Annotated in this window: 17 protein-coding genes; 12 read left to right on the top strand and 5 right to left on the bottom strand. The window is 72.5% G+C overall.

The window, feature by feature from the left end; translation table 11 throughout:
* The first annotated feature begins 25 nt into the window (after window positions 1-25).
* Genes ACSU6L_RS10495 through ACSU6L_RS10480 form a run of 4 tightly spaced genes read left to right on the top strand, consistent with a single transcriptional unit; the run spans window position 26 to window position 7131 of the window.
* A complete protein-coding gene (locus ACSU6L_RS10495; protein ID WP_437055769.1) occupies window positions 26-2227 on the top strand; it encodes a 1,4-beta-glucanase in 2202 nt (733 codons plus the stop codon).
* Window positions 2227-4191 carry a beta-galactosidase gene (locus tag ACSU6L_RS10490; protein WP_437055767.1) on the top strand — a complete coding sequence of 655 codons (1965 nt, stop codon included), beginning with the start codon at window positions 2227-2229 and terminating at the stop codon, window positions 4189-4191. Before ACSU6L_RS10495 ends, ACSU6L_RS10490 begins: the two co-directional genes overlap by 1 nt.
* Entirely contained in the window at window positions 4188-6383 is a 2196-nt protein-coding gene (locus ACSU6L_RS10485) for a glycosyl hydrolase family 95 catalytic domain-containing protein (RefSeq protein ID WP_437055765.1), read from the top strand. The genes ACSU6L_RS10490 and ACSU6L_RS10485 overlap by 4 nt, the downstream gene beginning before the upstream one ends.
* A gap of 34 nt (window positions 6384-6417) precedes the next feature.
* Window positions 6418-7131: a glycoside hydrolase family 12 protein gene (locus ACSU6L_RS10480; protein WP_437055763.1), complete on the top strand. Its 714-nt coding sequence runs from the start codon at window positions 6418-6420 to the stop codon at window positions 7129-7131.
* Between the two features lie 55 nt (window positions 7132-7186).
* On the opposite strand, the gene ACSU6L_RS10475 is transcribed toward ACSU6L_RS10480, so the two are convergent.
* Together ACSU6L_RS10475 and ACSU6L_RS10470 are read right to left on the bottom strand one after the other, a co-directional pair.
* Complete coding sequence (locus ACSU6L_RS10475; RefSeq protein ID WP_437055761.1) at window positions 7187-9229, bottom strand: glycoside hydrolase family 31 protein; 2043 nt, start codon at window positions 9227-9229, stop codon at window positions 7187-7189.
* 90 nt (window positions 9230-9319) lie between these two features.
* Window positions 9320-10336 (bottom strand): LacI family DNA-binding transcriptional regulator, encoded by a 1017-nt coding sequence (locus ACSU6L_RS10470; RefSeq protein ID WP_437064841.1) that lies wholly within the window; start codon window positions 10334-10336, stop codon window positions 9320-9322.
* A 437-nt stretch (window positions 10337-10773) separates the two neighbouring features.
* Here ACSU6L_RS10470 and ACSU6L_RS10465 point away from each other — a divergent pair, with 437 nt between their 5' ends.
* The 7 genes from ACSU6L_RS10465 (at window position 10774) to ACSU6L_RS10435 (ending at window position 20278) form a co-directional block, all read left to right on the top strand.
* The gene (locus tag ACSU6L_RS10465) at window positions 10774-12711 is read left to right on the top strand and encodes an acyl-CoA dehydrogenase family protein (protein WP_437055759.1); all 1938 of its coding nucleotides are present in this window, start codon (window positions 10774-10776) and stop codon (window positions 12709-12711) included.
* Window positions 12712-13033: 322 nt separating this feature from the next.
* Window positions 13034-14215 carry a 1-deoxy-D-xylulose-5-phosphate reductoisomerase gene (gene dxr, locus ACSU6L_RS10460; RefSeq protein WP_437064840.1) on the top strand — a complete coding sequence of 394 codons (1182 nt, stop codon included), beginning with the start codon at window positions 13034-13036 and terminating at the stop codon, window positions 14213-14215.
* A gap of 8 nt (window positions 14216-14223) precedes the next feature.
* On the top strand, window positions 14224-15516 hold the full coding sequence (locus tag ACSU6L_RS10455; RefSeq protein ID WP_107468631.1) for a M50 family metallopeptidase: 1293 nt from the start codon (window positions 14224-14226) through the stop codon (window positions 15514-15516).
* A gap of 171 nt (window positions 15517-15687) precedes the next feature.
* Window positions 15688-16845 (top strand): flavodoxin-dependent (E)-4-hydroxy-3-methylbut-2-enyl-diphosphate synthase, encoded by a 1158-nt coding sequence (gene ispG / locus ACSU6L_RS10450; RefSeq protein ID WP_073941232.1) that lies wholly within the window; start codon window positions 15688-15690, stop codon window positions 16843-16845.
* 167 nt (window positions 16846-17012) lie between these two features.
* On the top strand, window positions 17013-17861 hold the full coding sequence (locus ACSU6L_RS10445; protein WP_365507665.1) for a GNAT family N-acetyltransferase: 849 nt from the start codon (window positions 17013-17015) through the stop codon (window positions 17859-17861).
* Between the two features lie 47 nt (window positions 17862-17908).
* The gene (locus tag ACSU6L_RS10440; RefSeq protein WP_437055756.1) at window positions 17909-18448 is read left to right on the top strand and encodes a GNAT family N-acetyltransferase; all 540 of its coding nucleotides are present in this window, start codon (window positions 17909-17911) and stop codon (window positions 18446-18448) included.
* A 123-nt stretch (window positions 18449-18571) separates the two neighbouring features.
* Window positions 18572-20278 (top strand): proline--tRNA ligase, encoded by a 1707-nt coding sequence (locus ACSU6L_RS10435; protein WP_437055754.1) that lies wholly within the window; start codon window positions 18572-18574, stop codon window positions 20276-20278.
* Window positions 20279-20343: 65 nt separating this feature from the next.
* Here the strand turns inward: ACSU6L_RS10435 and ACSU6L_RS10430 are convergent, their stop codons facing one another.
* From ACSU6L_RS10430 to ACSU6L_RS10420, 3 genes are all read right to left on the bottom strand, one after another.
* The gene (locus tag ACSU6L_RS10430) at window positions 20344-21243 is read right to left on the bottom strand and encodes an aminoglycoside phosphotransferase family protein (protein ID WP_437055752.1); all 900 of its coding nucleotides are present in this window, start codon (window positions 21241-21243) and stop codon (window positions 20344-20346) included.
* A 27-nt stretch (window positions 21244-21270) separates the two neighbouring features.
* The gene (locus ACSU6L_RS10425) at window positions 21271-21738 is read right to left on the bottom strand and encodes a ferritin-like domain-containing protein (protein WP_437055750.1); all 468 of its coding nucleotides are present in this window, start codon (window positions 21736-21738) and stop codon (window positions 21271-21273) included.
* A gap of 91 nt (window positions 21739-21829) precedes the next feature.
* Window positions 21830-22366, bottom strand: a complete 537-nt coding sequence (locus ACSU6L_RS10420) for a hypothetical protein (protein WP_437064838.1) — start codon at window positions 22364-22366, stop codon at window positions 21830-21832.
* Window positions 22367-22570: 204 nt separating this feature from the next.
* On the opposite strand from ACSU6L_RS10420, the gene rimP reads away from it, so the two are divergent.
* Complete coding sequence (rimP, locus tag ACSU6L_RS10415) at window positions 22571-23080, top strand: ribosome maturation factor RimP (RefSeq protein ID WP_437055748.1); 510 nt, start codon at window positions 22571-22573, stop codon at window positions 23078-23080.

The raw sequence follows: 23080 nt of genomic DNA, 5'->3' as shown, positions 1-23080 counted from the left end.
CCCATCGTCCAGAACGAGGTATGTCATGCACACGCCCCGCCCTAGCAGAAGAGCCGTCCTCGCCGGGACCGCTGCCGCCGCCGCGATCACCGCCCTGCCCGCGCTCCAGGGGACCGCCCGGGCCGCCGGGACCGACCCCGCCTACCGCTGGCGGAACGTCGTCATCGGCGGCACCGGATTCATCACCGGCGTCCTCTTCCACCCCGCCGTACGCGGACTCGCCTACGCCCGTACCGACATCGGCGGCGCCTACCGCTGGGACGACCGGACCGCGCGGTGGACGCCGCTGACCGACCACATCGGCTGGGACGACTGGAACCTCACCGGCGTCGAGGCGATCGCCGTCGACCCCGCGCACCCGGACCGGCTCTACCTCGCCGTCGGCACGTACACCCAGTCGTGGGCCGGCAACGGTGCCGTGCTGCGCTCCGAGGATCGGGGCGCCAGCTGGCGGCGCACCGACCTCACGGTGAAGCTCGGCGCCAACGAGGACGGCCGGGGCGCGGGGGAGCGGCTGCTCGTCGACCCGCGCGACAGCGACACCCTGTGGCTGGGCACCCGGCACGACGGACTGCTGAAGTCGACGGACCAGGGAGCGAGCTGGGCGCCCGCGCCCGGCTTCCCGCCCGCCCCCGACGCCTCCGGGCAGGGCGTCACCTTCCTGGTAGCGGCGGGCCGCGCGGTCTACGCAGGCTGGGGCGACGGCACCTCGGCGCACCTCTTCCGCACGGCGGACGGCGGCACCTGGGAGGCCGTACCCGGGCAGCCGGCCGGCCCGGCCGCCAAGGTGCCGATCCGCGCCGCGTACGACCGGCACGCCCGCGAGCTGTACGTGACGTACGCCGACGCGCCCGGCCCCAACGGCCAGTCCGACGGCAGTGTGCACAAGCTGTTCACCGCCGGCGGCGAGTGGACCGAGGTGACGCCGGTGAAGCCGGGCGGCACCAACCCCGACGGCTCGGCCGACACCTTCGGCTACGGCGGTGTCGCCGTCGACGCCCGCCGCCCCGGCACCGTCGTCGTCTCCACCAACGACCGCTGGGCCGCCGTCGACACCCTGTACCGGTCCACGGACGGCGGGCGCACCTGGAACTCCCTCAAGGAGTCCGCCGTCCTCGACGTGTCCGAGACGCCGTACCTGAAGTGGGGTGAGGAGAAACCCAAGTTCGGCTGGTGGATCCAGGCGCTCGCCGTCGACCCGTACGACTCCCGCCACATCGTCTACGGCACCGGCGCCACCCTCTACGGCACCCGTGACCTGAGGCACTGGGCGCCGCGGATCCGCGGCCTGGAGGAGAGCGCCGTACGGCAGCTCGTCTCGCCGCCGGCCGGGCGGGCGCACCTGATCAGCGGGCTCGGGGACATCGGCGTGATGTACCACGAGCGGCTCACCGCGTCCCCGTCGCGCGGCATGGCCGCGAACCCCGTGTCCGGCACGTCGACCGGGCTCGCGCAGGCGGCCCGGAAGCCGGCGTACGTGGTGCGTACCGGCTGGGGCGACCACGGCAACGGGGCGTACTCCACCGACGGCGGCCGCAACTGGGCGCCCTTCGCCGCCCAGCCGGACCTCGCGAAGGACGCGCCGGGACCGATCGCCGTGAACGCCGACGGGACCGTGCTGCTGTGGACCTTCGTGCACTGGGACGGCACCAGGTACCCGGCCTACCGCTCCGCCGGCAACGGAGCCGCCTGGACCGAGGTTCCCTCCTTCCCGAAGGGCGCCACACCGGTCGCCGACCCGGTCGACCCGACGCTCTTCTACGCGTACGACACCGACACGGGCACACTGCTCGCCAGCACCGACAGCGGCCGCACCTTCACCGCCCGCGCGAGCGGACTGCCCTCCGGGGACACCCAGTTCAGGGTGGTCGCGGCCCCGGGCCGGTCCGGTGACCTGTGGCTGAGCGCCAAGTGGAACGGGCTGTACCGCTCCACCGACGGCGGCGAGAGCTTCACGAAGACCGACAGCTGCTGGGCCTCGTACACTCTCGGCTTCGGCAAGGCCGCCGACGGCGCGGACTACCCCGCCCTCTACATGGTGGGTGCCACGGAGGCCGTCACCGCCGTGTACCGCTCCGACGACGAGGCCGACAGCTGGGTGCGGATCAACGACGACGCCCACCAGTGGGGCTGGACCGGCGAGACGATCACCGGCGACCCGCGCGTGTACGGCCGCGTCTACCTCGCCACCAACGGCCGTGGAATCCAGTACGGGGAGCCCGTCTGATGCCCGGCCTGAACACCGCCACCCGCGGCCGGCTCCTCTTCGGCGGCGACTACAACCCCGAACAGTGGCCCGAGGAGACCTGGCACGAGGACGTCCGGCTGATGAAGGACGCCGGAGTCAACTCCGTCACCCTCGGAGTCTTCTCCTGGTCGAAGTTGGAACCCGAGCCCGGCGCGCGGGAGTTCGGCTGGCTGGACACGCTGATGGACCTGACGCACGACCACGGCATCGGCGTCGTCCTCGCCACCCCCACCGCCTCGCCCCCGCCCTGGCTCGGCCGGCTGCACCCCGAGACCCTGCCCAGGGACGCCGACGGCCGGACCGAGCACTGGGGCGGACGGCAGCACTTCTCGCACTCCAGCGCCGTCTACCGCCGGCACGCCGCCGCCATCACCGAGGACCTCGCCGCCCGCTACGGCGGCCACCCCGCCCTCACGATGTGGCACATCAACAACGAGTACTGCACCTTCGACCACGGCGACGAGGCCGCCGCCCGCTTCCGCACCTGGCTCCGGCGCCGCTACGGCAGCCTCGACGCCCTCAACACCGCCTGGGGCACCGCCTTCTGGAGCCAGGGCTACGACACCTGGGACGGTGTCATCCCGCCCCGCCGCGCCCACTACCTGCACAACCCCACACAGGTGCTGGACTTCCGCCGCTTCACCTCCGACATGCTGCTGGAGTGCTACACCGCCGAACGCGACATCGTCCGGCGGCACACCCCGCACCTCCCGGTCACCACCAACTTCATGCCGCTGTGGACGGGCCAGGACGCCTGGCGCTGGGCCGAGGAGGAGGACGTCGTCTCCGTCGACCTCTACCCCGACCCGCGCGACCCGCTCGGCGCGCAGCACGGCGCCCTCGTCCAGGACATGACCCGCTCCCAGGCGGGCGGCCCCTGGATGCTGATGGAGCAGGCGGCGGGCCCGGTCAACTGGCGCGGCGTCAACCACCCCAAGCCCCGCGGGCTCAACCGGCTCTGGTCCCTCCAGGCCGTGGCCCGCGGCGCGGACGCCGTCTGCTACTTCCAGTGGCGGCAGTCCCGGCAGGGCGCGGAGAAGTTCCACTCCGGGATGGTCAGCCACGCGGGGGAGCGGGGCCGCACCTTCCAGGAGGTCAAGCGGATCGGCGCGGAGTTCCGAAAGCTCGGCGAGGTCACCGGCACCGGCATCACCGCGGACGTCGCGATCCTGCACGACTGGCACGCCTGGTGGGCCGGCGCCCAGGACGGCCGCCCGTCCACCCGGGTCGACCACCCCGCCGTGCTGCACGCCTGGCACCGGGCCCTGTGGGAGGCCCACCTCACCACCGACTTCGCCCACCCCGAGCACGACCTGAGCCGCTACCGCCTGGTCGCCGTCCCACAGCTCTACCTGCTCACCGACGCGGCGATCGAGAACCTGCTCGGCTACGTCCGCGAGGGCGGCACCCTCGTCTGCGGCTTCCTCACCGGTGTCGCCGACGAGGACGACCGGGTCCGCCCCGGCGGCATGGACGCGCGGCTGCGGGAGCTGTTCGGCATCCGCGTGCTGCACGAGTGGTGGCCGCTGGACGAGGGGGAGACCGCCGAGTGCGAAGGCTTCCGCGGCACGCTGTGGTCGGAGGAGATCGAGGCCGCGGACGACGTCACCGAGACCGTCCCCTACAAGGGCGGTGAGCTGGACGGGCTGCCCGCGCTGCTGCGCAGGGACCGCGCCTGGTACCTCTCCACCCTCCCCGAGCCGGACGCCCTGCGCGCCCTGCTGTCCCGCGCCGCGGCCGAGGCCGGGGTGTGCCCGGCCCTCGACGGACTCCCGGCCACGGTGGAGGCGGTCCGCCGCGGCGGACTGCTGTTCGTGCTGAACCACGGCCGCGAGCCGGTGACCGTGCCCGTGCCGGGCCGCCACCACGACCTGCTCACCGGTACCACGGTGACGGACGAGATCCGCCTCGACCGCTACGGCGTGGCGGTGCTGCGGCCATGAGCACCACACCCGTGCACGCCACCTGGGAGCCTCGGCCGGCCGGCCGCTGGGAGGACGCCTTCCTCAGCGGCAACGGCCGGCACGGCGCTCTTGTGTTCGGCGACCCGAACGACGACCGGGTAATCGTCACCCATCACACCCTCGTCCGCCCGGACGGCGACGACCACCGCCGCCGCCCGCCCCAGCTCGCCGCCGGGCTCGCCGCCCTCCAGGACCGGCTGCTCGCGGGCGACACCACCGCCGCCGAGACCTTCACCGACGGCCGCCCCCTGCAATGGGTGCGCCCCTTCCACCCGGCGTTCCAGACCCGCCTGCGCCGCGCGGACACCCGCGACGCGCCCTACCACCGGTCGGTCGACTTCACCACCGGCGAGGTCACCGCCGTCCACGACGGCTGGACCAGCCGCGTCTTCGTCTCCCGCGCCGACGACGTGATCGTCCAGCGGGTCACCGCCCCCGGCCTCACCGCCGACCTGTGCCTGGACCCCCGCCTCCCCGGCGCCCCGCACGGCCTCGGCGTCGGCGACGGAGCCGTCCTCATCCCCGAGGGCGCCCTGCTCAGCCTGCGCGTGCGCTACCCGCACGGCGACCTCGCCTACACCGGCGTCACCCTCGCCGCCGTCGAGGGCGGCACGACCAGACTCGCGCCGCCCGGCGCCCGCGTCGAGGGCGCGGCGTCCGTGCTGCTCCTCACCCGGGTGCGCCGCCACACCGGCGAGCTGGACGTACTGGCCGAGGGCCGCGCCCTGCGCGACCTGCTGAACGGAACCTCCTACGACGAACTCCTCGCCCGGCACACCGCCCGGCACCGCGCCGCCTACCGCCGCGTCACCCTCGACCTGGCCGCCGACCCGGCCGAGCGCGCCCTGCCGGGCTCCGAGCTGCTGGCCCGCCCGCAGAGCCCGGCGCTGCTGGAGCGCCTGTTCGCCGTCGGCCGCCACCACCTGCTGTCCGCGAGCGGCATGCTCCCGCCCCGCCTCGTCGGGCTGTGGACCGGCGACTGGAACACCGCCTGGTCCGGCGCGTTCACCAACGACGCCAACCTCAACCTCCAGACCGCCTCCGCCGCGGCCGCCGCCCTCCCCGAGGTGACCGAGGCGCACGCCGCCCTCGTGCACGGGCAGCTGGACGACTGGCGGGACAACGCCCGCGCCGTCTTCGGCGCGCGCGGAGTCGTCGCGCCCGCCCACACCGACGGCGAGTCCGGGCACACGTACCACTTCAGCCGCGAACACCCCCTGCACCTGTGGACCGCCGGAGCCGACTGGCTGCTCAAGCCGCTCGTCGACCACGACGAGACCAACGGCACCCGCGACCCGCGCACCGCCGCCGCGCTCGCCGAAGTCGCCCTCTTCTACGAGGACTTCCTCACCCGCACCGACGCCGACGGCCGGCTCGTGATCGTCCCCTCCTACTCGCCGGAGAACCGCCCGGCGAACGCGAGCTGGGGAACGGTCGACGCGGCCATGGACCTCTCCGCGGCCCGCCACGCCCTGCTGACCGCCGCCGCGTACCACCCCGAGCACGCCGGCCGCTGGCGTGCCCTCGCCGACCGGCTCCCACCGCACCGGATCAACGAGGACGGCGCCCTCGCCGAATGGGCCCGGCCCGGCCTGGAGGACTCCTACGACCACCGCCACCTCAGCCACCTGTACGGCGTCTGGCCGCTGGACGAGATCAACCCCTACGACACACCCGACCTGGCCGAGGCCGCCCACCGGGCGCTCGAACTGCGCGGCGCCGAGAACGACTCCGCGCACGGCCATCTGCACCACGCCCTGATCGCCGCCCGCCTCCGGGACGCCGACCGGGTCGCGCACGCGCTCGACCAGGTGCTGGCCGGCGACTTCTTCCACGCCTCTCTGATGAGCGCGCACTACCCGGGGCGCGACGTCTACAACGCGGACGCCGCGCACACCCTGCCCGCCGTCCTGATCGACATGCTCGTCCAGTCGACCCCCGACCGGCTCGTCCTGCTCCCCGCGCTCCCCGCCCGCCTTCCGTCGGGCGAACTGCGGGGCGTGCGCACCCGGTTCGGCGCGACGGTCGACCTCGCCTGGCGCCCCGACGGGACGACCGCGGTCGTACGGCCCTCCCGCACCGCCCGCGTGGATCTCAGGACCCCCTCCGGCGCCGAGCCGCTCGACCTGGTCGCCGGAGAGGACCGCGTGCTCGACCTGAGGACGCGGTGACCCCGCAACTCCCCCCACCCATGGAAGGGACACCATGGCAACACGCGTACCGAGCAGGATCACCAAGGCCCTGCTGGCCCCCGCCCTCGCGCTCGGCGCGACCGTCGGCCTCGCCTCCGCCCCCGCCCAGGCAGCCGTCTGGAACTCCTGCGACCAGTGGGGCAACACCACTCTGAACGGCTACATCCTCTACAACAACATCTGGGGATCCGGCGCGGGCAGCCAGTGGGTCTGGGCCAACTCCGGCACCAACTGGGGCGTCTGGGCGAACCACCCGAACACCGGCGGCATCAAGTCCTACCCCAACTCCAAGAAGGTGATCAACAAGCCGATCACCTCGCTGACCTCGCTCACCAGCGACTACAACGTCACCGTCCCGTCGTCCGGCGCCTACAACACGTCGTACGACATCTGGGACACCGACTACGACTACGAGATCATGCTCTGGGTCAATCACAACGGCGCCGTCGGCCCGCTCGGCACCTCGCAGGGCAGCGTCACCCTCGGCGGCCACACCTGGAACGTCTACAAGGGGAACAACGGCGCCAACGAGGTCTTCTCGTTCCTGCGGACCTCCGACTCCACCTCCGGCTCGGTGAACATCCTGCCGATCCTGAAGTGGATCAAGGACACCAAGGGCTGGATGGGCAACGAGACCATCGGCGACGTCCAGTTCGGCTACGAGATCACCTCGTCGTCCGGCGGCCTGGACTTCGTCACCAACAACCTGACCGTCAGCGGCGGCTGACACCCGCCGTACCGGGGGCGCCCGGTCCCCTCTCCGGGCGCCCCGCACGGTGCGGCTACTCCGTCACGGGCAGCCGCGCCCCGTCCCGCAGGAACAGCGGGATGCGGTCCAGCGGGGCGTCGACCGTCACGGCCCTGCCGCCCTCGTACGTCTCACCGGTCCACGCGTCCGTCCAGACCGCGCCCGCCGGCAGATAGGCCGTGCGGGCCGTCGCCCCCGCCGTCAGCACCGGCGCGACCAGCAGGTCCCGGCCGAAGAGATAGGCGTCGTCCACCGACCAGGCCGCCTGGTCCCCGGGGAACTCCAGGAACAGCGGCCGCATCACCGGCAGACCCTCCTCGTGGGCCTCGCGCATGACCTCCATGACGTAAGGCCTCAGCCGCTCGCGCAGCCGCAGATACCGCTCCAGGATCGCGCCGGCCTCCTCGCCGTACGACCACACCTCGTTCGGGCCGCCGGTCATCTCCGGGCCCAGCGGCATGCCCGGGTCGCGGAAGCCGTGCAGCCGCATCAGCGGGGACAGCGCGCCGAACTGGAACCAGCGGACCATCACCTCCCGGTACGCCTCGTCGTCCGGGTCGCCGCCGTGGAAGCCGCCGATGTCGGTGTTCCACCAGGGGATGCCCGACAGGGCGGTGTTGAGGCCGGCCGCGATCTGACGGCGCAGGGTCGCGAAGTCGGTGCCGATGTCACCGGACCACAGGGCGGCGCCGTAGCGCTGACTGCCCGCCCACGCCGAGCGGTTGAGGGTGATGATCTCGTCCTCGCCGGACTCCTTCAGGCCCTCGTGGAAGGCGCGGGCGTTCTCCGCCGGGTAGAGGTTGCCGACCTCCAGGCCCGGACCCGCCCAGTAGCGCAGGTTCTCCTGGAAGCCGGGCTTCAGCTCCGGCTCGCAGGCGTCCAGCCAGAACGCCTTGATGCCGTACGGGACGAGGTAGTTGTCGCGGACCCGGGACCAGACGAACTCCCGTGCCTCCGGGTTCGTCGCGTCGTAGAAGGCCACCTGGACGGTCGACGCGACCTCCTTGTCCGGCCAGTCGGCGTGCGCCAGCGGCCCGTACTGGGTGCCGATGAAATAGCCGCGCTGCTCCATCAGCGGATGGTTCTCGCTCAGCGGCGACACCGACGGCCAGACGCTCACCACCAGCTTGATGCCCAGCTCGTCCAGCTCGCGGACCATCGCCGCCGGGTCCGGCCACTCCTTCGGGTCGAACTTCCACTCGCCGAGGTGCGTCCAGTGGAAGAAGTCGCAGACGATCACGTCGATGGGCAGGTTCCGGCGCTTGTACTCCCTGGCCACCGCGAGGAGTTCGTCCTGCGTGCGGTAGCGCAGCTTGCACTGCCAGAAGCCGGCCGCCCACTCCGGCAGCATCGGGGTGCGGCCCGTCACCGCGCTGTAGCGGCGCTGGGCGCCGGCCGGGTCGCCCGCGGTGATCCAGTAGTCGATCTGCCGGGCCGACTCGGCCACCCAGCGGGTGCCGTTGTGCGCCAGCTCCACCCGGCCGATCGCCGGGTTGTTCCACAGCAGGGTGTAGCCGCGGCTGGAGGTGAGCACCGGGATGGCGACCTCGGCGTTGCGCTGGACCAGGTCCAGTACCAGGCCCTTCTGGTCCAGCCGGCCGTGCTGGTGCTGACCGAGACCGTACAGCCGCTCGTCGTCGTACGCGGCGAAGCGCTGTTCGAGGCGGTGGTGGCCGTTGCCCACAGCGGTGTACAGCCGCGGGCCCGGCCACCAGAAGTGGGCGCGCTCCTCGGCCAGCAGTTCGCCGCCGTCGGAGCTGCGCAGGAAGCGGACCAGGCCCTCGGCGTCGACGTGCACGGTCAGCGCGCCGACGGTCAGCCGGGCCTCGCCGTCACCGGTCTTCAGGGTGCTCTCGGTGGGCGGGGCGGCGTCGAGCAGCGCGCCCGGCAGTCCTTCGAGGACCGGGCCGCCCAGCCGGGCCCGGACCCGGACCGCGTCCGGGCCCCATGGTTCGATCCGCAGTGTCTCCTGACGGCCGCTCCACTCCAGCGCGCCGTCCCGCTCGCGGAACGTGCCGACGGTCGGGGAGGACTGCGCGAGGCTGACCTTGGGCTGTGTTTCGGCAGGCTGAATCACGTGGCGTGCTCCTGGAGACATGGGGGTGCCCCGGCAGGGGCGGACAGGAGTGCCCCGGCGGCCGTGGCGCGCCGGGGACGGGGAGCGCCGTCAGGACGCGGCGGGTGCCGGTCCCGTGCTCGCGCGGACCGTCAGCTCGGGCGGGAGCAGGACGACCCGGTCGCCGCCCCGCCCGTCCAGCTTGGCGACCAGGTGCTCCACGGCGCGCCGGCCCATCTCCTGGGCGGGGATGGCGACCGACGTCAGCCGGACCGACGCCTGGACGGCGACCTGCTCCGGGCAGACGGCGACCACGGACACGTCCTCGGGCACGGCCCGCCCCTGCTGGCGCAGCAGTGCGAGCAGCGGCTCGACCGCCGCCTCGTTCTGGACGACGAACCCGGTGGTCGCCGGACGCTCGTCGAAGATCCGGGCGAGCGTCGCCGCCATGGCGTCGTACCCGCCCTCGCACGGCCGGTGCAGCACCCGCAGCCCCAGCTCGCGGGCGCGGGCGCGCAGTCCGTCGAGGGTGCGCTCGGCGAAGCCGGTGTGCCGCTCGTACACCGCGGCGGCCTCCCCGATGACGGCGATGTCGCGGTGGCCGAGCGACGCCAGGTGCTCCACGCACAGCGCGCCGGTCGCCGAGAAGTCGAGGTCGACGCAGGTCAGCCCGGTGGTGTCGGCGGGCAGTCCGATCAGCACGGACGGCTGGTCGAAGGTGCCGCGCAGCAGCGGCAGCCGCTCGTCCTCCAGCTCGACGTCCATCAGGATCATCGCGTCCGCGAGCCCGCTGCCGGTGACCCGGCGCACCGCGTCGGGCCCCTCCTCGCCGGTGAGCAGCAGGACGTCGTAGCCGTGGGTACGGGCGGTGGTGGCCACCGCGATGGCGATCTCCATCATCACCGGCACGTACATGTCGGTGCGCAGCGGGATCATCAGCGCGATGATGTTCGACCGGCTGCTGGCCAGGGCCCGGGCACCGGCGTTGGGGTGGTAGCCCAGCTCCCGGATGCTCTGCTCGACCCGCTGCCGGGTGGTCGCGGAGATGGACCGCTTGCCGCTGAGGACATAGCTCACCGTGCTCGCCGAGACTCCGGCGTGCTGGGCGACCTCGGCGAGGGTGACCATCCGCTCTCCAAGCTGTGTGAAGCGCTTCGACAATGCGCAATGCGAACTACGGTGGGTGAGGGTGGTTCGACAGTAGCTCCAGCGCGGGTGGGTGTCCAGGCTGTCGAAGCGCTTCGACTCCTTTCTCCCCGGGAGCCCGTCCGCCGCTCGGCTACGACGAGGGTCCGTACGTGAACGGTCCCCCCGCAGTGAACAACAACCTCCGGGGCCAGGACCACGGCCTGCGGCCGCACACCGAGAAGACGCCGACTGGCGGGACCCGCCCACCGACGAGACCATGATCTGGCCGACCCGCCGGGGCGGCGCGGTGTGGTCGGCATCGACTGAACGGCCGCGCGCGGGGTGGTGCGACAGTCCGTTATCGGGTACATACGATCGCGTAGCACCCGTCGGTAACCAATTGGACCTTGATCCCGATTCGCGGCGAGGTGAGCCTCATGTCCGCCACCCCCACCACTCGACCCACCGTCACCGAACGTGAGGCCCGCCAGGTGGCGGAGGCGGCCCGGGAACAGCACTGGCGCAAGCCCAGCTTCGCCAAGGAACTGTTCCTGGGCCGCTTCCGCCTCGACCTCATCCACCCCCACCCGCTCCCGGCCGACGAGGACGTCAGGCGCGGCGAGGAGTTCCTGGCCCGGCTGCGCGACTTCTGCGAGACCCGCATCGACTCGGCCCGCATCGAACGCGAGGCCCGCATCCCCGACGACACCATCCAGGGCCTCAAGGAACTCGGCGCCCTCGGCATGAAGATCGACCCCAAGTACGGCGGCCTGGGCCTCACCCAGGTGTACTACAACAAGGCCCTCGCCCTGGTCGGTTCGGCCAGCCCGGCGGTCGGCGCCCTGCTGAGCGCCCATCAGTCGATCGGCGTACCGCAACCGCTGAAACTCTTCGGCACGCCGGAGCAGAAGGAGACCTTCCTGCCGCGGTGCGCCCGCACCGACATCTCGGCGTTCCTGCTCACCGAGCCGGACGTCGGCTCCGACCCGGCCCGCCTCGCCACCACCGCCGTACCCGACGGGGACGAGTACGTCCTCGACGGGGTGAAGCTGTGGACCACCAACGGCGTGGTCGCCGACCTGCTCGTGGTGATGGCCCGGGTGCCGAGGTCCGAGGGCCACCAGGGCGGCATCACCGCGTTCGTCGTCGAGACCTCCTCGCCGGGCGTCACCGTCGAGAACCGCAACGCCTTCATGGGCCTGCGCGGCCTCGAGAACGGCGTCACCCGCTTCCAGGGCGTACGCGTCCCCGCCGCCAACCGCATCGGCCCCGAGGGCGCGGGCCTGCGGATCGCCCTGACCACCCTGAACACCGGCCGCCTCTCGCTGCCCGCGATGTGCGTCGGCGCCGGCAAGTGGTGCCTGAAGATCGCCCGCGAGTGGTCCGCGGTCCGCGAGCAGTGGGGCAAGCCCGTCGCCCTGCACGAGGCCGTCGGCTCGAAGATCGCGTTCATCGCGGCGACCACCTTCGCCCTGGAGGCCGTGGTCGACCTGTCCTCCCAGATGGCCGACGAGGACCGCAACGACATCCGCATCGAGGCCGCCCTCGCCAAGCTGTACGGCTCCGAGACCGCCTGTCTCATGGCCGACGAACTCGTCCAGATCCGCGGCGGCCGGGGCTTCGAGACCGCCGAGTCGCTCAAGGCGCGCGGCGAGCGCGCGGTGCCGGCCGAGCAGATGCTGCGCGACCTGCGTATCAACCGCATCTTCGAGGGCTCCACCGAGATCATGCACCTGCTGATCGCCCGTGAGGCGGTCGACGCCCACCTCTCCGTCGCCGGCGACCTCATCGACCCCGACAAGTCCCTGTCCGACAAGGCGAAGGCGGGCGCCAACGCGGGCGTCTTCTACGCCAAGTGGCTGCCCAAACTGATCGCCGGCCCCGGCCAGCTGCCCCGCTCCTACGCGGAGTTCCAGCACGGCGCCGACCTCGCCCCGCACCTGCGCTACGTCGAACGCACCTCCCGCAAGCTCGCCCGCTCCACCTTCTACGCCATGTCCCGCTGGCAGGGCCGGATGGAGACCAAGCAGGGCTTCCTCGGCCGGATCGTCGACATCGGCGCCGAACTGTTCGCGATGAGCGCCGCCTGCGTCCGCGCGGAACTCCTGCGCAGCCAGGGCGACCACGGCCGCGAGGCCTACCAGCTGGCCGACGCCTTCTGCCGCCAGGCCCGCGTCCGCGTCGACGCCCTCTTCGCCCGTTTGTGGAACAACACGGACGACCTGGACAACAAGCTGGTCAAGAACGTCCTGGCCGGCAGCTACGAGTGGCTGGAGGCGGGCATCGTCGACCCCTCCGACGACGGCCCCTGGATCGCCGACACCCACGCACCCGACACCCCGCGCCCCGACGTCCGCCGCACCATCCCCGAGTGACCGGCGAGACCCACCCGAGGGACGTGCTGTCCTGGCGCCCTCCGCTTGCGGCAACAATGGAGGAATGAGCGACAGTCCAAGTCCAGCCCCCCGAGAGCGCGGGCCGGAAGCCCCGTCTGCCCTGCGACGTCATGCACGCACTCCCGCCGCACCGGGCGCCGACCCGAGTACGTCCAGTACGCGGGTCGACGCCCGGCACGCCGAGAGCACGCACCTGACGACGCAGGGCCCGCCCTCCGGGCGGACGACGGGGCTCCCGGCCCGCGCCCTCGCCGACCCGCACCTCGTCTACGACCCGGTGACGGCCGAAGGACCGAAGGACGTGGTGATCCTCGGCTCCACCGGGTCGATCGGCACCCAGGCCATCGACCTCGTGCTGCGCAACCCGGACCGGTTCCGGGTCACCGGGCTCTCCGCCAACGGCGGCCGGGTCGCCCTGCTCGCCGAGCAGGCCCGCAGGCTGCGGGTGCGGGCCGTCGCGGTCGCCCGCGAGGACGTCGTACCGGCGCTGCGCGAGGCCCTGAGCGCCGAGTACGGCCCCGAGGAGCCGCTGCCCGAGATCCTGGCCGGACCGGAGGCCGCCACCCACCTGGCCGCCTCCGACTGCCACACCGTGCTGAACGGCATCACCGGGTCCATCGGCCTCGCCCCGACCCTCGCCGCCCTGGAGGCGGGCCGCACCCTCGCGCTCGCCAACAAGGAGTCGCTCATCGTCGGCGGCCCGCTGGTCAAGGCGCTCGCCAAGCCCGGCCAGATCATCCCGGTCGACTCCGAGCACGCCGCCCTCTTCCAGGCCCTCGCCGCCGGCACCCGGGCGGATGTGCGCAAGCTCGTCGTCACGGCCTCCGGCGGCCCCTTCCGCGGCCGCACCAAGGCCGAGCTGGCCGCCGTCACCGTCGAGGACGCCCTCGCCCACCCCACCTGGGCCATGGGCCCGGTGATCACCATCAACTCCGCGACCCTCGTCAACAAGGGCCTGGAGGTCATCGAGGCGCACCTCCTCTACGACATTCCCTTCGACCGCATTGAGGTCGTCGTGCACCCGCAGTCGTATGTTCACTCGATGGTGGAGTTCACGGACGGATCGACGCTGGCCCAGGCGACGCCCCCCGACATGCGGGGGCCGATCGCCATCGGTCTCGGCTGGCCGGAGCGCGTCCCGGACGCGGCCCCGGCCTTCGACTGGAGCAAGGCCTCGACCTGGGAATTCTTCCCGCTCGACAACGAGGCCTTCCCCTCCGTGAACCTCGCCCGGCACGTCGGTGAGCTCGCGGGCACCGCCCCGGCGGTGTTCAATGCGGCCAACGAGGAGTGCGTGGAGGCGTTCCGCGGCGGCGCACTGCCGTTCAACGGGATCATCGAGACCGTGATCCGGGTCGTCGAGGAGCACGGCACCCCGCGCACGGGAACCTCGCTCACCGTCGCGGACGTCCTCGAAGCGGAGACCTGGGCGCGGACCCGGGCCCGGGAACTGACGGCGATGACGGCGGAGGCCCGTGCATGACGACCCTGATGATGATCCTCGGCATAGTCGTCTTCGCGGTCGGCCTGCTGATCTCCATCGCCTGGCACGAGTTGGGGCACCTGTCCACGGCCAAGATGTTCGGCATCCGCGTGCCGCAGTACATGGTCGGCTTCGGCCCGACCATCTGGTCGCGGAAGAAGGGCGAGACCGAGTACGGCGTCAAGGCCATCCCGTTCGGCGGCTACATCCGCATGATCGGCATGTTCCCGCCGGGCCCCGACGGCAAGCTGGAGGCCCGCTCCACCTCCCCGTGGCGCGGCATGATCGAGGACGCCCGCTCCGCCGCCTTCGAGGAGCTGAAGCCGGGCGACGAGACCCGCCTCTTCTACACCCGCAAGCCGTGGAAACGGGTCATCGTGATGTTCGCGGGCCCGTTCATGAACCTGGTGCTGGCCGTCGCGCTGTTCCTCGTCGTCCTCATGGGCTTCGGCGTCACCCAGCAGACCACCACGGTCAGCGAGGTCCAGAAGTGCGTGGTCCCGCAGAGCCAGGCCCGCGACACCTGCAAGAAGTCCGACCCCGACTCCCCGGCCGCCGCCGCGGGCCTGCGCGCGGGCGACAAGATCGTCGCCTTCGACGGCGTCCGCACCGACAACTGGAACCGGCTCTCCGACCTGATCCGCTCCCACCCCGGCGAGAAGGTCGCGATCGTCGTCGACCGCAAGGGCGAGGAAGTCACCCTGCACGCCACGATCGCCACCAACCAGGTCGCCAAGAAGGACGGCAGTGGCCAGATCGTCGAGGGCGAGTACGTCACCGCCGGCTTCCTCGGCTTCAGCGCCGCCACCGGCGTGGTCAAACAGGACTTCGGGGACTCCGTGACCTGGATGGGCGACCGGGTCGGCGAGGCCGTCGACTCCCTCGCCGCCCTGCCCGGCAAGATCCCCGCCCTGTGGAACGCGGCCTTCGACGGCGCCCCCCGCGAGCCCGACTCCCCGATGGGCGTGGTCGGCGCGGCCCGCGTCGGCGGCGAGATCTTCACCCTGGACATCCCCCCGACCCAGCAGCTGGCGATGGCCCTGATGCTGGTCGCGGGCTTCAACCTGTCCCTGTTCCTGTTCAACATGCTCCCGCTGCTCCCGCTCGACGGCGGGCACATCGCGGGCGCCCTGTGGGAGTCGCTGCGCCGCAACACCGCCCGGCTGCTGCGCCGCCCCGACCCCGGCCCGTTCGACGTGGCGAAGCTGATGCCGGTGGCCTACGTGGTGGCCGGGATCTTCGTCTGCTTCACCATCCTGGTACTGATCGCGGACGTCGTTAACCCGGTCAGAATCTCCTAGCCACGCGGCGTTCCCGACGGCCCGGCGGGTTCACCGCCGGGCCGCCGCCCCCATCGGGTGGTTTACGGGTGTGATGTGCTCGGGCCATGGCCCGTGCCGTAATCTCGAAGCCTGGAGCCCGCCGCTGAACGGGACCGGGACCTTGATCCACGACTTGGGGTTGCACAGCAGATGACTGCGATTTCTCTCGGCATGCCGTCCGTTCCGACCAAGCTCGCCGAGCGCCGCAAGAGCCGGCAGATCCAGGTCGGGTCCGTGGCGGTCGGCGGGGACGCGCCGGTCTCGGTCCAGTCCATGACGACGACCCGCACGTCGGACATCGGCGCCACGCTCCAGCAGATCGCCGAGCTGACCGCCTCCGGCTGCCAGATCGTCCGCGTCGCCTGCCCCACCCAGGACGACGCCGACGCCCTCGCGACCATCGCCAGGAAGTCCCAGATCCCGGTCATCGCCGACATCCACTTCCAGCCGAAGTACGTCTTCGCGGCCATCGAGGCAGGCTGCGCCGCGGTCCGCGTGAACCCCGGCAACATCAAGCAGTTCGACGACAAGGTCAAGGAGATCGCCAAGGCCGCCAAGGACCACGGCACTCCGATCCGCATCGGCGTCAACGCGGGCTCGCTGGACCGGCGACTGCTCCAGAAGTACGGCAAGGCCACCCCGGAGGCGCTGGTCGAGTCCGCGCTGTGGGAGGCGTCCCTGTTCGAGGAGCACGACTTCCGCGACATCAAGATCTCGGTCAAGCACAACGACCCGGTCGTGATGATCGAGGCCTACCGCCAGCTCGCCGCCCAGTGCGACTACCCCCTCCACCTCGGCGTCACCGAGGCCGGTCCCGCCTTCCAGGGCACCATCAAGTCGGCCGTCGCCTTCGGCGCGCTCCTCTCGCAGGGCATCGGCGACACGATCCGGGTGTCGCTGAGCGCCCCGCCCGCCGAGGAGGTCAAGGTCGGCATCCAGATCCTGGAGTCGCTGAACCTCCGCCAGCGCGGCCTCGAGATCGTCTCCTGCCCGTCCTGCGGCCGCGCCCAGGTCGACGTCTACAAGCTGGCCGAGGAGGTCACCGCCGGCCTGACCGGCATGGAGGTCCCGCTGCGCGTCGCCGTCATGGGCTGCGTCGTCAACGGCCCCGGCGAGGCCCGCGAGGCCGACCTCGGCGTCGCCTCCGGCAACGGCAAGGGCCAGATCTTCGTCAAGGGCGAGGTCATCAAGACCGTTCCCGAGTCCAAGATCGTGGAGACCCTGATCGAGGAGGCCATGAAGCTCGCCGAGCAGATGGAGAAGGACGGCGTCGCTTCGGGCGAGCCTTCCGTGGCGGTCGCCGGCTGAGCAACGCCCTGAAGGGGCGCGGGGAACGGCGCGATCAGCCACAGCGGACGGTCAGCCGCGCACGGACAGGACCTGCCGAGTCAGCGGGCGGCCGTCACGAAAGGACGCCGCTCAGCTTCCGCAGGTACAGTGCGGAGACCAGCAGCTGACCCCGGAGGGCCCCGCACGTGCTCACCCAGACGACCTCCCGGGTCCTCGAACCGAGCGACCTGGACGCCGCGCTCGCGGTCCTGCACCGCGAGCCGGTCAACAACGCCTTCGTGACCTCCCGGGTCGAGGTCGCCGGCCTCGACCCGTGGCGTCTCGGCGGCGAGATGTGGGGCTGGTACGAGGACGGCATGCTCACGTCGCTGTGCTACGCGGGCGCGAACCTCGTCCCCATCTGCGCCACCGACCGTGCCGTCCGCGCCTTCGCCGACCGCGCCCGCCGGGGCGGCCGCCGCTGCTCCTCCATCGTCGGACCCGCCGGACCCACCGCCCAGCTGTGGCGGCTGCTGGAACCGCACTGGGGCCCGGCCCGCGAGGTCCGCGCCCACCAGCCGCTCATGGTCACCGACCGCATGCCGGCCGGCATAGCCCCCGACCCGTACGTCCGTCGCGTCCGCAAGGACGAGATGGAGACGATCATGCCGGCGTGCGTGGCCATGTTCACCGAGGAGGTCGGCGTCTCCCCGATAGCCGGCGACGGCGGCCTGCTCTACCAGGCACGCGTCGCCGAACTCGTCGGATCCGGCCGCTCCTTCGCCCGCCTCGACGAACGCGGCAAGGTCGTCTTCAAGGCGGAGATCGGCGCGGCGACCCCCCAGGCCTGCCAGATCCAGGGCGTGTGGGTGGCCCCCGAGTACCGGGGGCGAGGCCTCGCGGCCCCCGGCATGGCGGCGGTCCTGCGCTACGCCCTCGCCGACGTCGCCCCCGTGGTCAGCCTGTACGTCAACGACTTCAACACGGCGGCACGGCGGACGTATCACCGGGTGGGCTTCCAGGAGGTCGGCGCTTTCATGAGCGTGCTCTTCTGAGACGGCGCGCTGTTCTGACCCGCCCCCGCCCGCTGTAGGCTCGCGCCATGCTTCGCGACATCACGATCGCCGCCCTCGACCTCCCCGCCCACGTCGACGAAGCGCTGGCCGTCCAAGCCCTGGCCTTCGGCCTCGGCCCGGACGAAGTCGCCGTACGCCGCCAGATCGTGCTGCGCCACATGAACTACCCGGGCGCCCGCGCCCTCGGCGCCACCACCTCCGACGGCCTCCTCGTCGGATTCGTCTACGGCATGCCCAACAGCCGCACCCACTGGTGGTCGACCGTCGTGGAGCCCTACCTGCGCGCCCAGGGCAACGACGGCTGGCTCGACGACTCCTTCGTCATCACCGAGCTGCACGTCCACCCGCGCCACCAGAACCGCGGCATCGGCCGCGCGCTGATCACCACGATCACCGACAGCGCCACCGAACCCCGCTCGATCCTCTCCGCGATCGACACCGACAGCCCGGCCCGCGGCCTCTACCACTCCCTCGGCTACCAGGACCTGGCCCGCCGCGTCGTCTTCCCCAGCGCGCCCCGGCCGTACGCCGTGATGGGCGCCCCACTCCCGCTGCGCCGCCGTTAGGCCCTGTCGTTCGCATCAGTCCGGCGTCGCGGCGTCTGGCACGCGCTTAACCGATTTCCACCGTCCAGTCCCGCCCGGCTAACCTCCTAGCACCACCCTTACCGCAGCAGGAGTACGAGAACCATGGCCAACGCACCGGTCCAGCGCATGTCCCAGTTGATGGCGAAGACCCTGCGCGACGACCCGGCGGACGCCGAGGTCCTCAGCCACAAGCTGCTCGTCCGCGCCGGCTACGTCCGCCGGACCGCCGCGGGCGTGTGGACCTGGCTGCCGCTCGGCAAGAAGGTCCTCGCCAACGTGGAGCGCATCGTCCGCGAGGAGATGGACGCCATCGGCGCCCAGGAGGTGCTGCTGCCCGCCCTGCTGCCGCGCGAGCCGTACGAGGCGACCGGCCGCTGGAACGAGTACGGCGCCGAACTCTTCCGCCTCCAGGACCGCAAGGGCGGCGACTACCTCCTCGGCCCGACCCACGAGGAGATCTTCACCCTGCTGGTGAAGGACCAGGCGTCCTCCTACAAGGACCTGCCGGTGATCCTCTACCAGATCCAGACCAAGTTCCGGGACGAGGCCCGCCCCCGCGCCGGCATCCTGCGCGGCCGCGAGTTCCTGATGAAGGACTCGTACTCCTTCGACCTGGAGGACGAGGGCCTCGCCCAGTCCTACGCCCTGCACCGCCAGGCCTACCAGAAGATCTTCCAGCGTCTCGGCCTCGACTACCGCATCTGCGCCGCCACCGCCGGCGCCATGGGCGGCTCCAAGTCCGAGGAGTTCCTGGCCCCCGCCGAGGCCGGCGAGGACACCTTCGCGGACTGCCCGAACTGCGACTTCGCCGCCAACACCGAGGCGATCACCTACGAGCTGAAGCCGGTCGACGCCTCCGGCGTCCCCGCCGCCGAGGACATCCCCACCCCGGACACCCCGACCATCGAGACCCTGGCCGCCTCCCTCGGCGTCCCGGCCTCCGCCACCCTGAAGAACCTCCTGGTGAAGGTCGACGGCGAGATCGTCGCGGTGGGCGTGCCCGGCGACCGCGAGGTCGACATGGGCAAGGTCGAGGCGCACTTCGCCCCGGCGGTCGTCGAGATGGTCACCGAGGCGGACTTCGCGACCCGCCCCGATCTGGTCCGCGGCTACGTCGGCCCGCAGGGCCTGGACAAGGTCAAGTACGTCGCCGACCCGCGCGTGGCCCCCGGCACGGCCTGGATCACCGGCGCCAACAAGACGAACACCCACACCAAGAACGTGGTCGCCGGCCGCGACTTCGAGGTCGACGAGTACGTCGACGTCGTCGTGGTGCAGGACGGCGACCCCTGCCCGAAGTGCGGCACCGGCCTCAAGCTGGACCGCGCCATCGAGATCGGCCACATCTTCCAGCTGGGCCGCAAGTACACCGACGCCCTCAAGCTGGATGTCCTCGGCCAGAACGGCAAGCCGGTCCGCGTGACCATGGGCTCCTACGGCATCGGCGTCTCCCGCGCGGTCGCCGCGCTCGCCGAGCAGACCGCCGACGACAAGGGCCTGTGCTGGCCCGCCGAGGTCGCCCCGGCCGACGTCCACGTCGTCGCGGCCGGCAAGGCCCTCCAGACCGAACTGGCCCTGGAGGTCTCCGACAAGCTGGCGGCGGCCGGCGTGCGCGTCCTGGTGGACGACCGCGCGGGCGTCTCCCCGGGCGTGAAGTTCACCGACTCGGAACTGATCGGCGTACCGAGGATCCTCGTCGCTGGCCGCCGGGCCGGCGAGGGCGTGGTCGAGCTCAAGGACCGCCGCACGGGCGAGCGCGAGGAGCTGCCGGTGGACGAGGCGATCGCCCGCCTGACGGCCGCTTCCTGACGCTGCCGAACGCGGACGCCCGGGTGACGGACGGTCGCCCGGGCGTCGCCGTCACCCCCGGGGGCCTACAGCCACCCGGCGAACTCCAGCAACAGCTCCGCGTCCTGCTCCCGGCCGACGCGGCGGGCCCGTACGCCGGACTCCACCGCCCGGAACAGCGTCCAGCCGCGCAGCCGGTCCTGGTCCACGTCCAGGGACTCCGCGAGCCGCTTCACCCGGCGGCGGGTCGTCGCCGCGCCCGACGGCGAGGCGATCAGGTCCTCCACCCGGTCGCGGACCAGTCGCGCCAGGTCGAAGGCGGGTTCGCCGACCACCGGGTCCGGGCCCACCGCCAGCCACGGCATCCGCTCCCCGCCGAGCACCTTGCTCTGCCGGAAGGTGCCGTGCAGCAACCGCTCCTCCGGCGGTTCCGCCAGCAGCTCCGCACGCGCCGCGAGCGCCACCTCCACCAGCGGCGCCACCTCGGCGTCCGCCTCCGCGCTCGCCCGCATCGCCGCGGCCTGCCTGCCCGTCCGCCCGGCCACCGTCTCGAAACCGTGGCCCTCCGGCGGCGCCACCCACAGGCGGCGCAGCGTGCCCGCCGCTTCCAGCAGCGCCTTCGCCTCCGGCAGGGACCGCACCGAGACGTCCGGATGCAGCCGCTCCAGCAGCAGCGCGCCGTCCGGCGACTCGTCCTCCAGCAGCTGTACCGCGCCCCGGCCGCCCCAGTGCGCCAGCGCGGCCCGCTCGCTCTCCGGGCGGGCCCGGAGCGGCGCCAGCTTCAGCACGGCGGGGATGCCGTCGGGCCGCCGGACGAGCACGACCAGGCTGCTGCGGCCGCCCGGCACCTGCACCCGCTCGACGGTCAACTCGCGTAGCGCGACGGCGTGCCGCGCCGTCTCGGGCAGCTTCTCCAACCAGTCGTCACCGTCCGGGGCGCTCTCACCGAGCGCCCTGACCAGACGCCGCGGCGGTTCGAAAGCCATACGCGAGTCGTTCCCTTCCGGTGCGCGTTATGCCGTGGGCGTCGCCGACGCCGACGCGGTGCCCGCCCGTTCGGCGAGCCCAGGGAAGGCTACGCTCCCGCCGCGCCAGCGCACCGCCCGCACCGCCGCCTCCCGCAGCGCGGTGGCCGCGGTGCCCCGGCGGCCGCCCTCCGCCGCCCGGACCAGGTCGGAGTACACCCCCGCCACCCGCTCCTCCAGCTCGGCGGCGAGCCGGGTGGCCGTGTCCGAGTCCGTCACCGGGAACGGCAGCGCGTACCCGGCGGCCGCGGCGACCGGCGTGCCGCCCAGGTCCCGCACCTCCCGCACCAGGGCGTCCCGCCGCGCGCGGTGCGCGTCGTACGCGGCCCGCGCCTCCACGCGCCGCTCCTGCCGGATCCGCCCTCCGACGACCCCGTACCCGTACACCGCCGCGTGCTCCGCCGCCAAGGCCGCCTGCAACGCCCCCAGCTCCCGCTGCGCCGCCTCACTCACCATCCCGCTCCCGTCAAAGCCCGTACCTGCCCGGCCCCGGCACCCTGCCGCTCCGTCACCCGGTCCACGTGGCGGCTCCTGCCGCGCGCCGCGCTCACTTGCCCGTCTCCGTCAGCAGATAGGCGTGTGCCGCCCCGGCCGCCGCCACGGAGGCCAGGAGGCGGGCCAGTTCACCCGGTACGTCCAGCAGGACCTTCGCCCGCTCGTCGGCGAGCGTGCGTTCGGCGGTGGCCAGGTCGGCGAGGGCGGCCTTCTCGTCGCCGGGGACGGGGACCGGCGCGGACGCCGACGGGGACGGCGAGGCCGAGGTCGCCGCCGTCGCGGACGCCGACGCGGCGGGCTCGCCGAAGGCCTCCCGGTGCCGTACGACCTCCGCCCGCAGCGGCGTCAGCCGCTCCGCCAGCCCCGGGTGCGCGGCAATCACCGCGTCGTACCGCTCGACCAGCCGCCCGCTGTCCCGGGCGGCACGCGCACGTGCCCGGTCCGCGGCGGACGGGCCGCCGCCCCGGGTGCCGTCGGAGTCCTCGGCCCCGGCGGAACAGCCCGTCAGCAGGGCCACCCCGGCGGCCGAGGCGAGCAGGGTTCTGCGGCGCGGCCCCAAGGGCAGGCGCGACGGAGGGGAGTACGGCACGGCGGGTGTCCTCGGGGCTCGTACGAACGTCACGGGCGGCACCCGGCGGCACGCCCGTGATCACGGTACCCGCGCATGTGTCCGACACCACTCACCGGCACCGCCCGTACACAGGTGGACGGCAACACTCCCCGGGACCGGATACCCTTTCACCTGACACGCGACCCATCCCACAACAGCACACGCGGCCGAGGAGTCACCCGGATGAGCACCACCCAGAGCGAGAGGCTGCGAGAGCTACTGGAACCGCTCGTCAGCTCCCAGGGCCTGGATCTCGAAGAGATCGCAGTGGACTCGGTCGGACGCAAGCGGGTGCTGCGCGTCGTCGTCGACTCCGACACCGGGGCGGACCTGGACCAGATCGCCGATGTGAGCCGCGCGCTCTCGGCGAAGCTCGACGAGACGGACGCGATGGGCGAGGGGGCGTACGACCTGGAGGTCGGTACGCCGGGCGCGGAGCGCCTGCTGAAGGAACCCCGGCACTATGTGCGCGCCACCGGCCGGCTGGTGAGGTTCCAGCTGGCGGAGGGCGGCGAACTGGTCGCCAGAATCCTCACCGTCGACGACGAGGGCGTCGATCTCGAGGTCCCCGGAGTCAAGGGCCGCAAGCCCACCGCGCGCAGGCTCGCCTTCGGGGAGATCGCCAAGGCGCGGGTCCAGGTCGAGTTCAACTGCAAGGACGAGAAGTCCCACAAGAAGGAAGAGGAGGCGTAG

It is taken from the genome of Streptomyces sp. enrichment culture, assembly GCF_964272855.1.
Taxonomy (GTDB): domain Bacteria; phylum Actinomycetota; class Actinomycetes; order Streptomycetales; family Streptomycetaceae; genus Streptomyces.
Note: the sequence above shows the minus strand (reverse complement) of the source record. Positions and strands in the feature narration are given on the sequence as shown.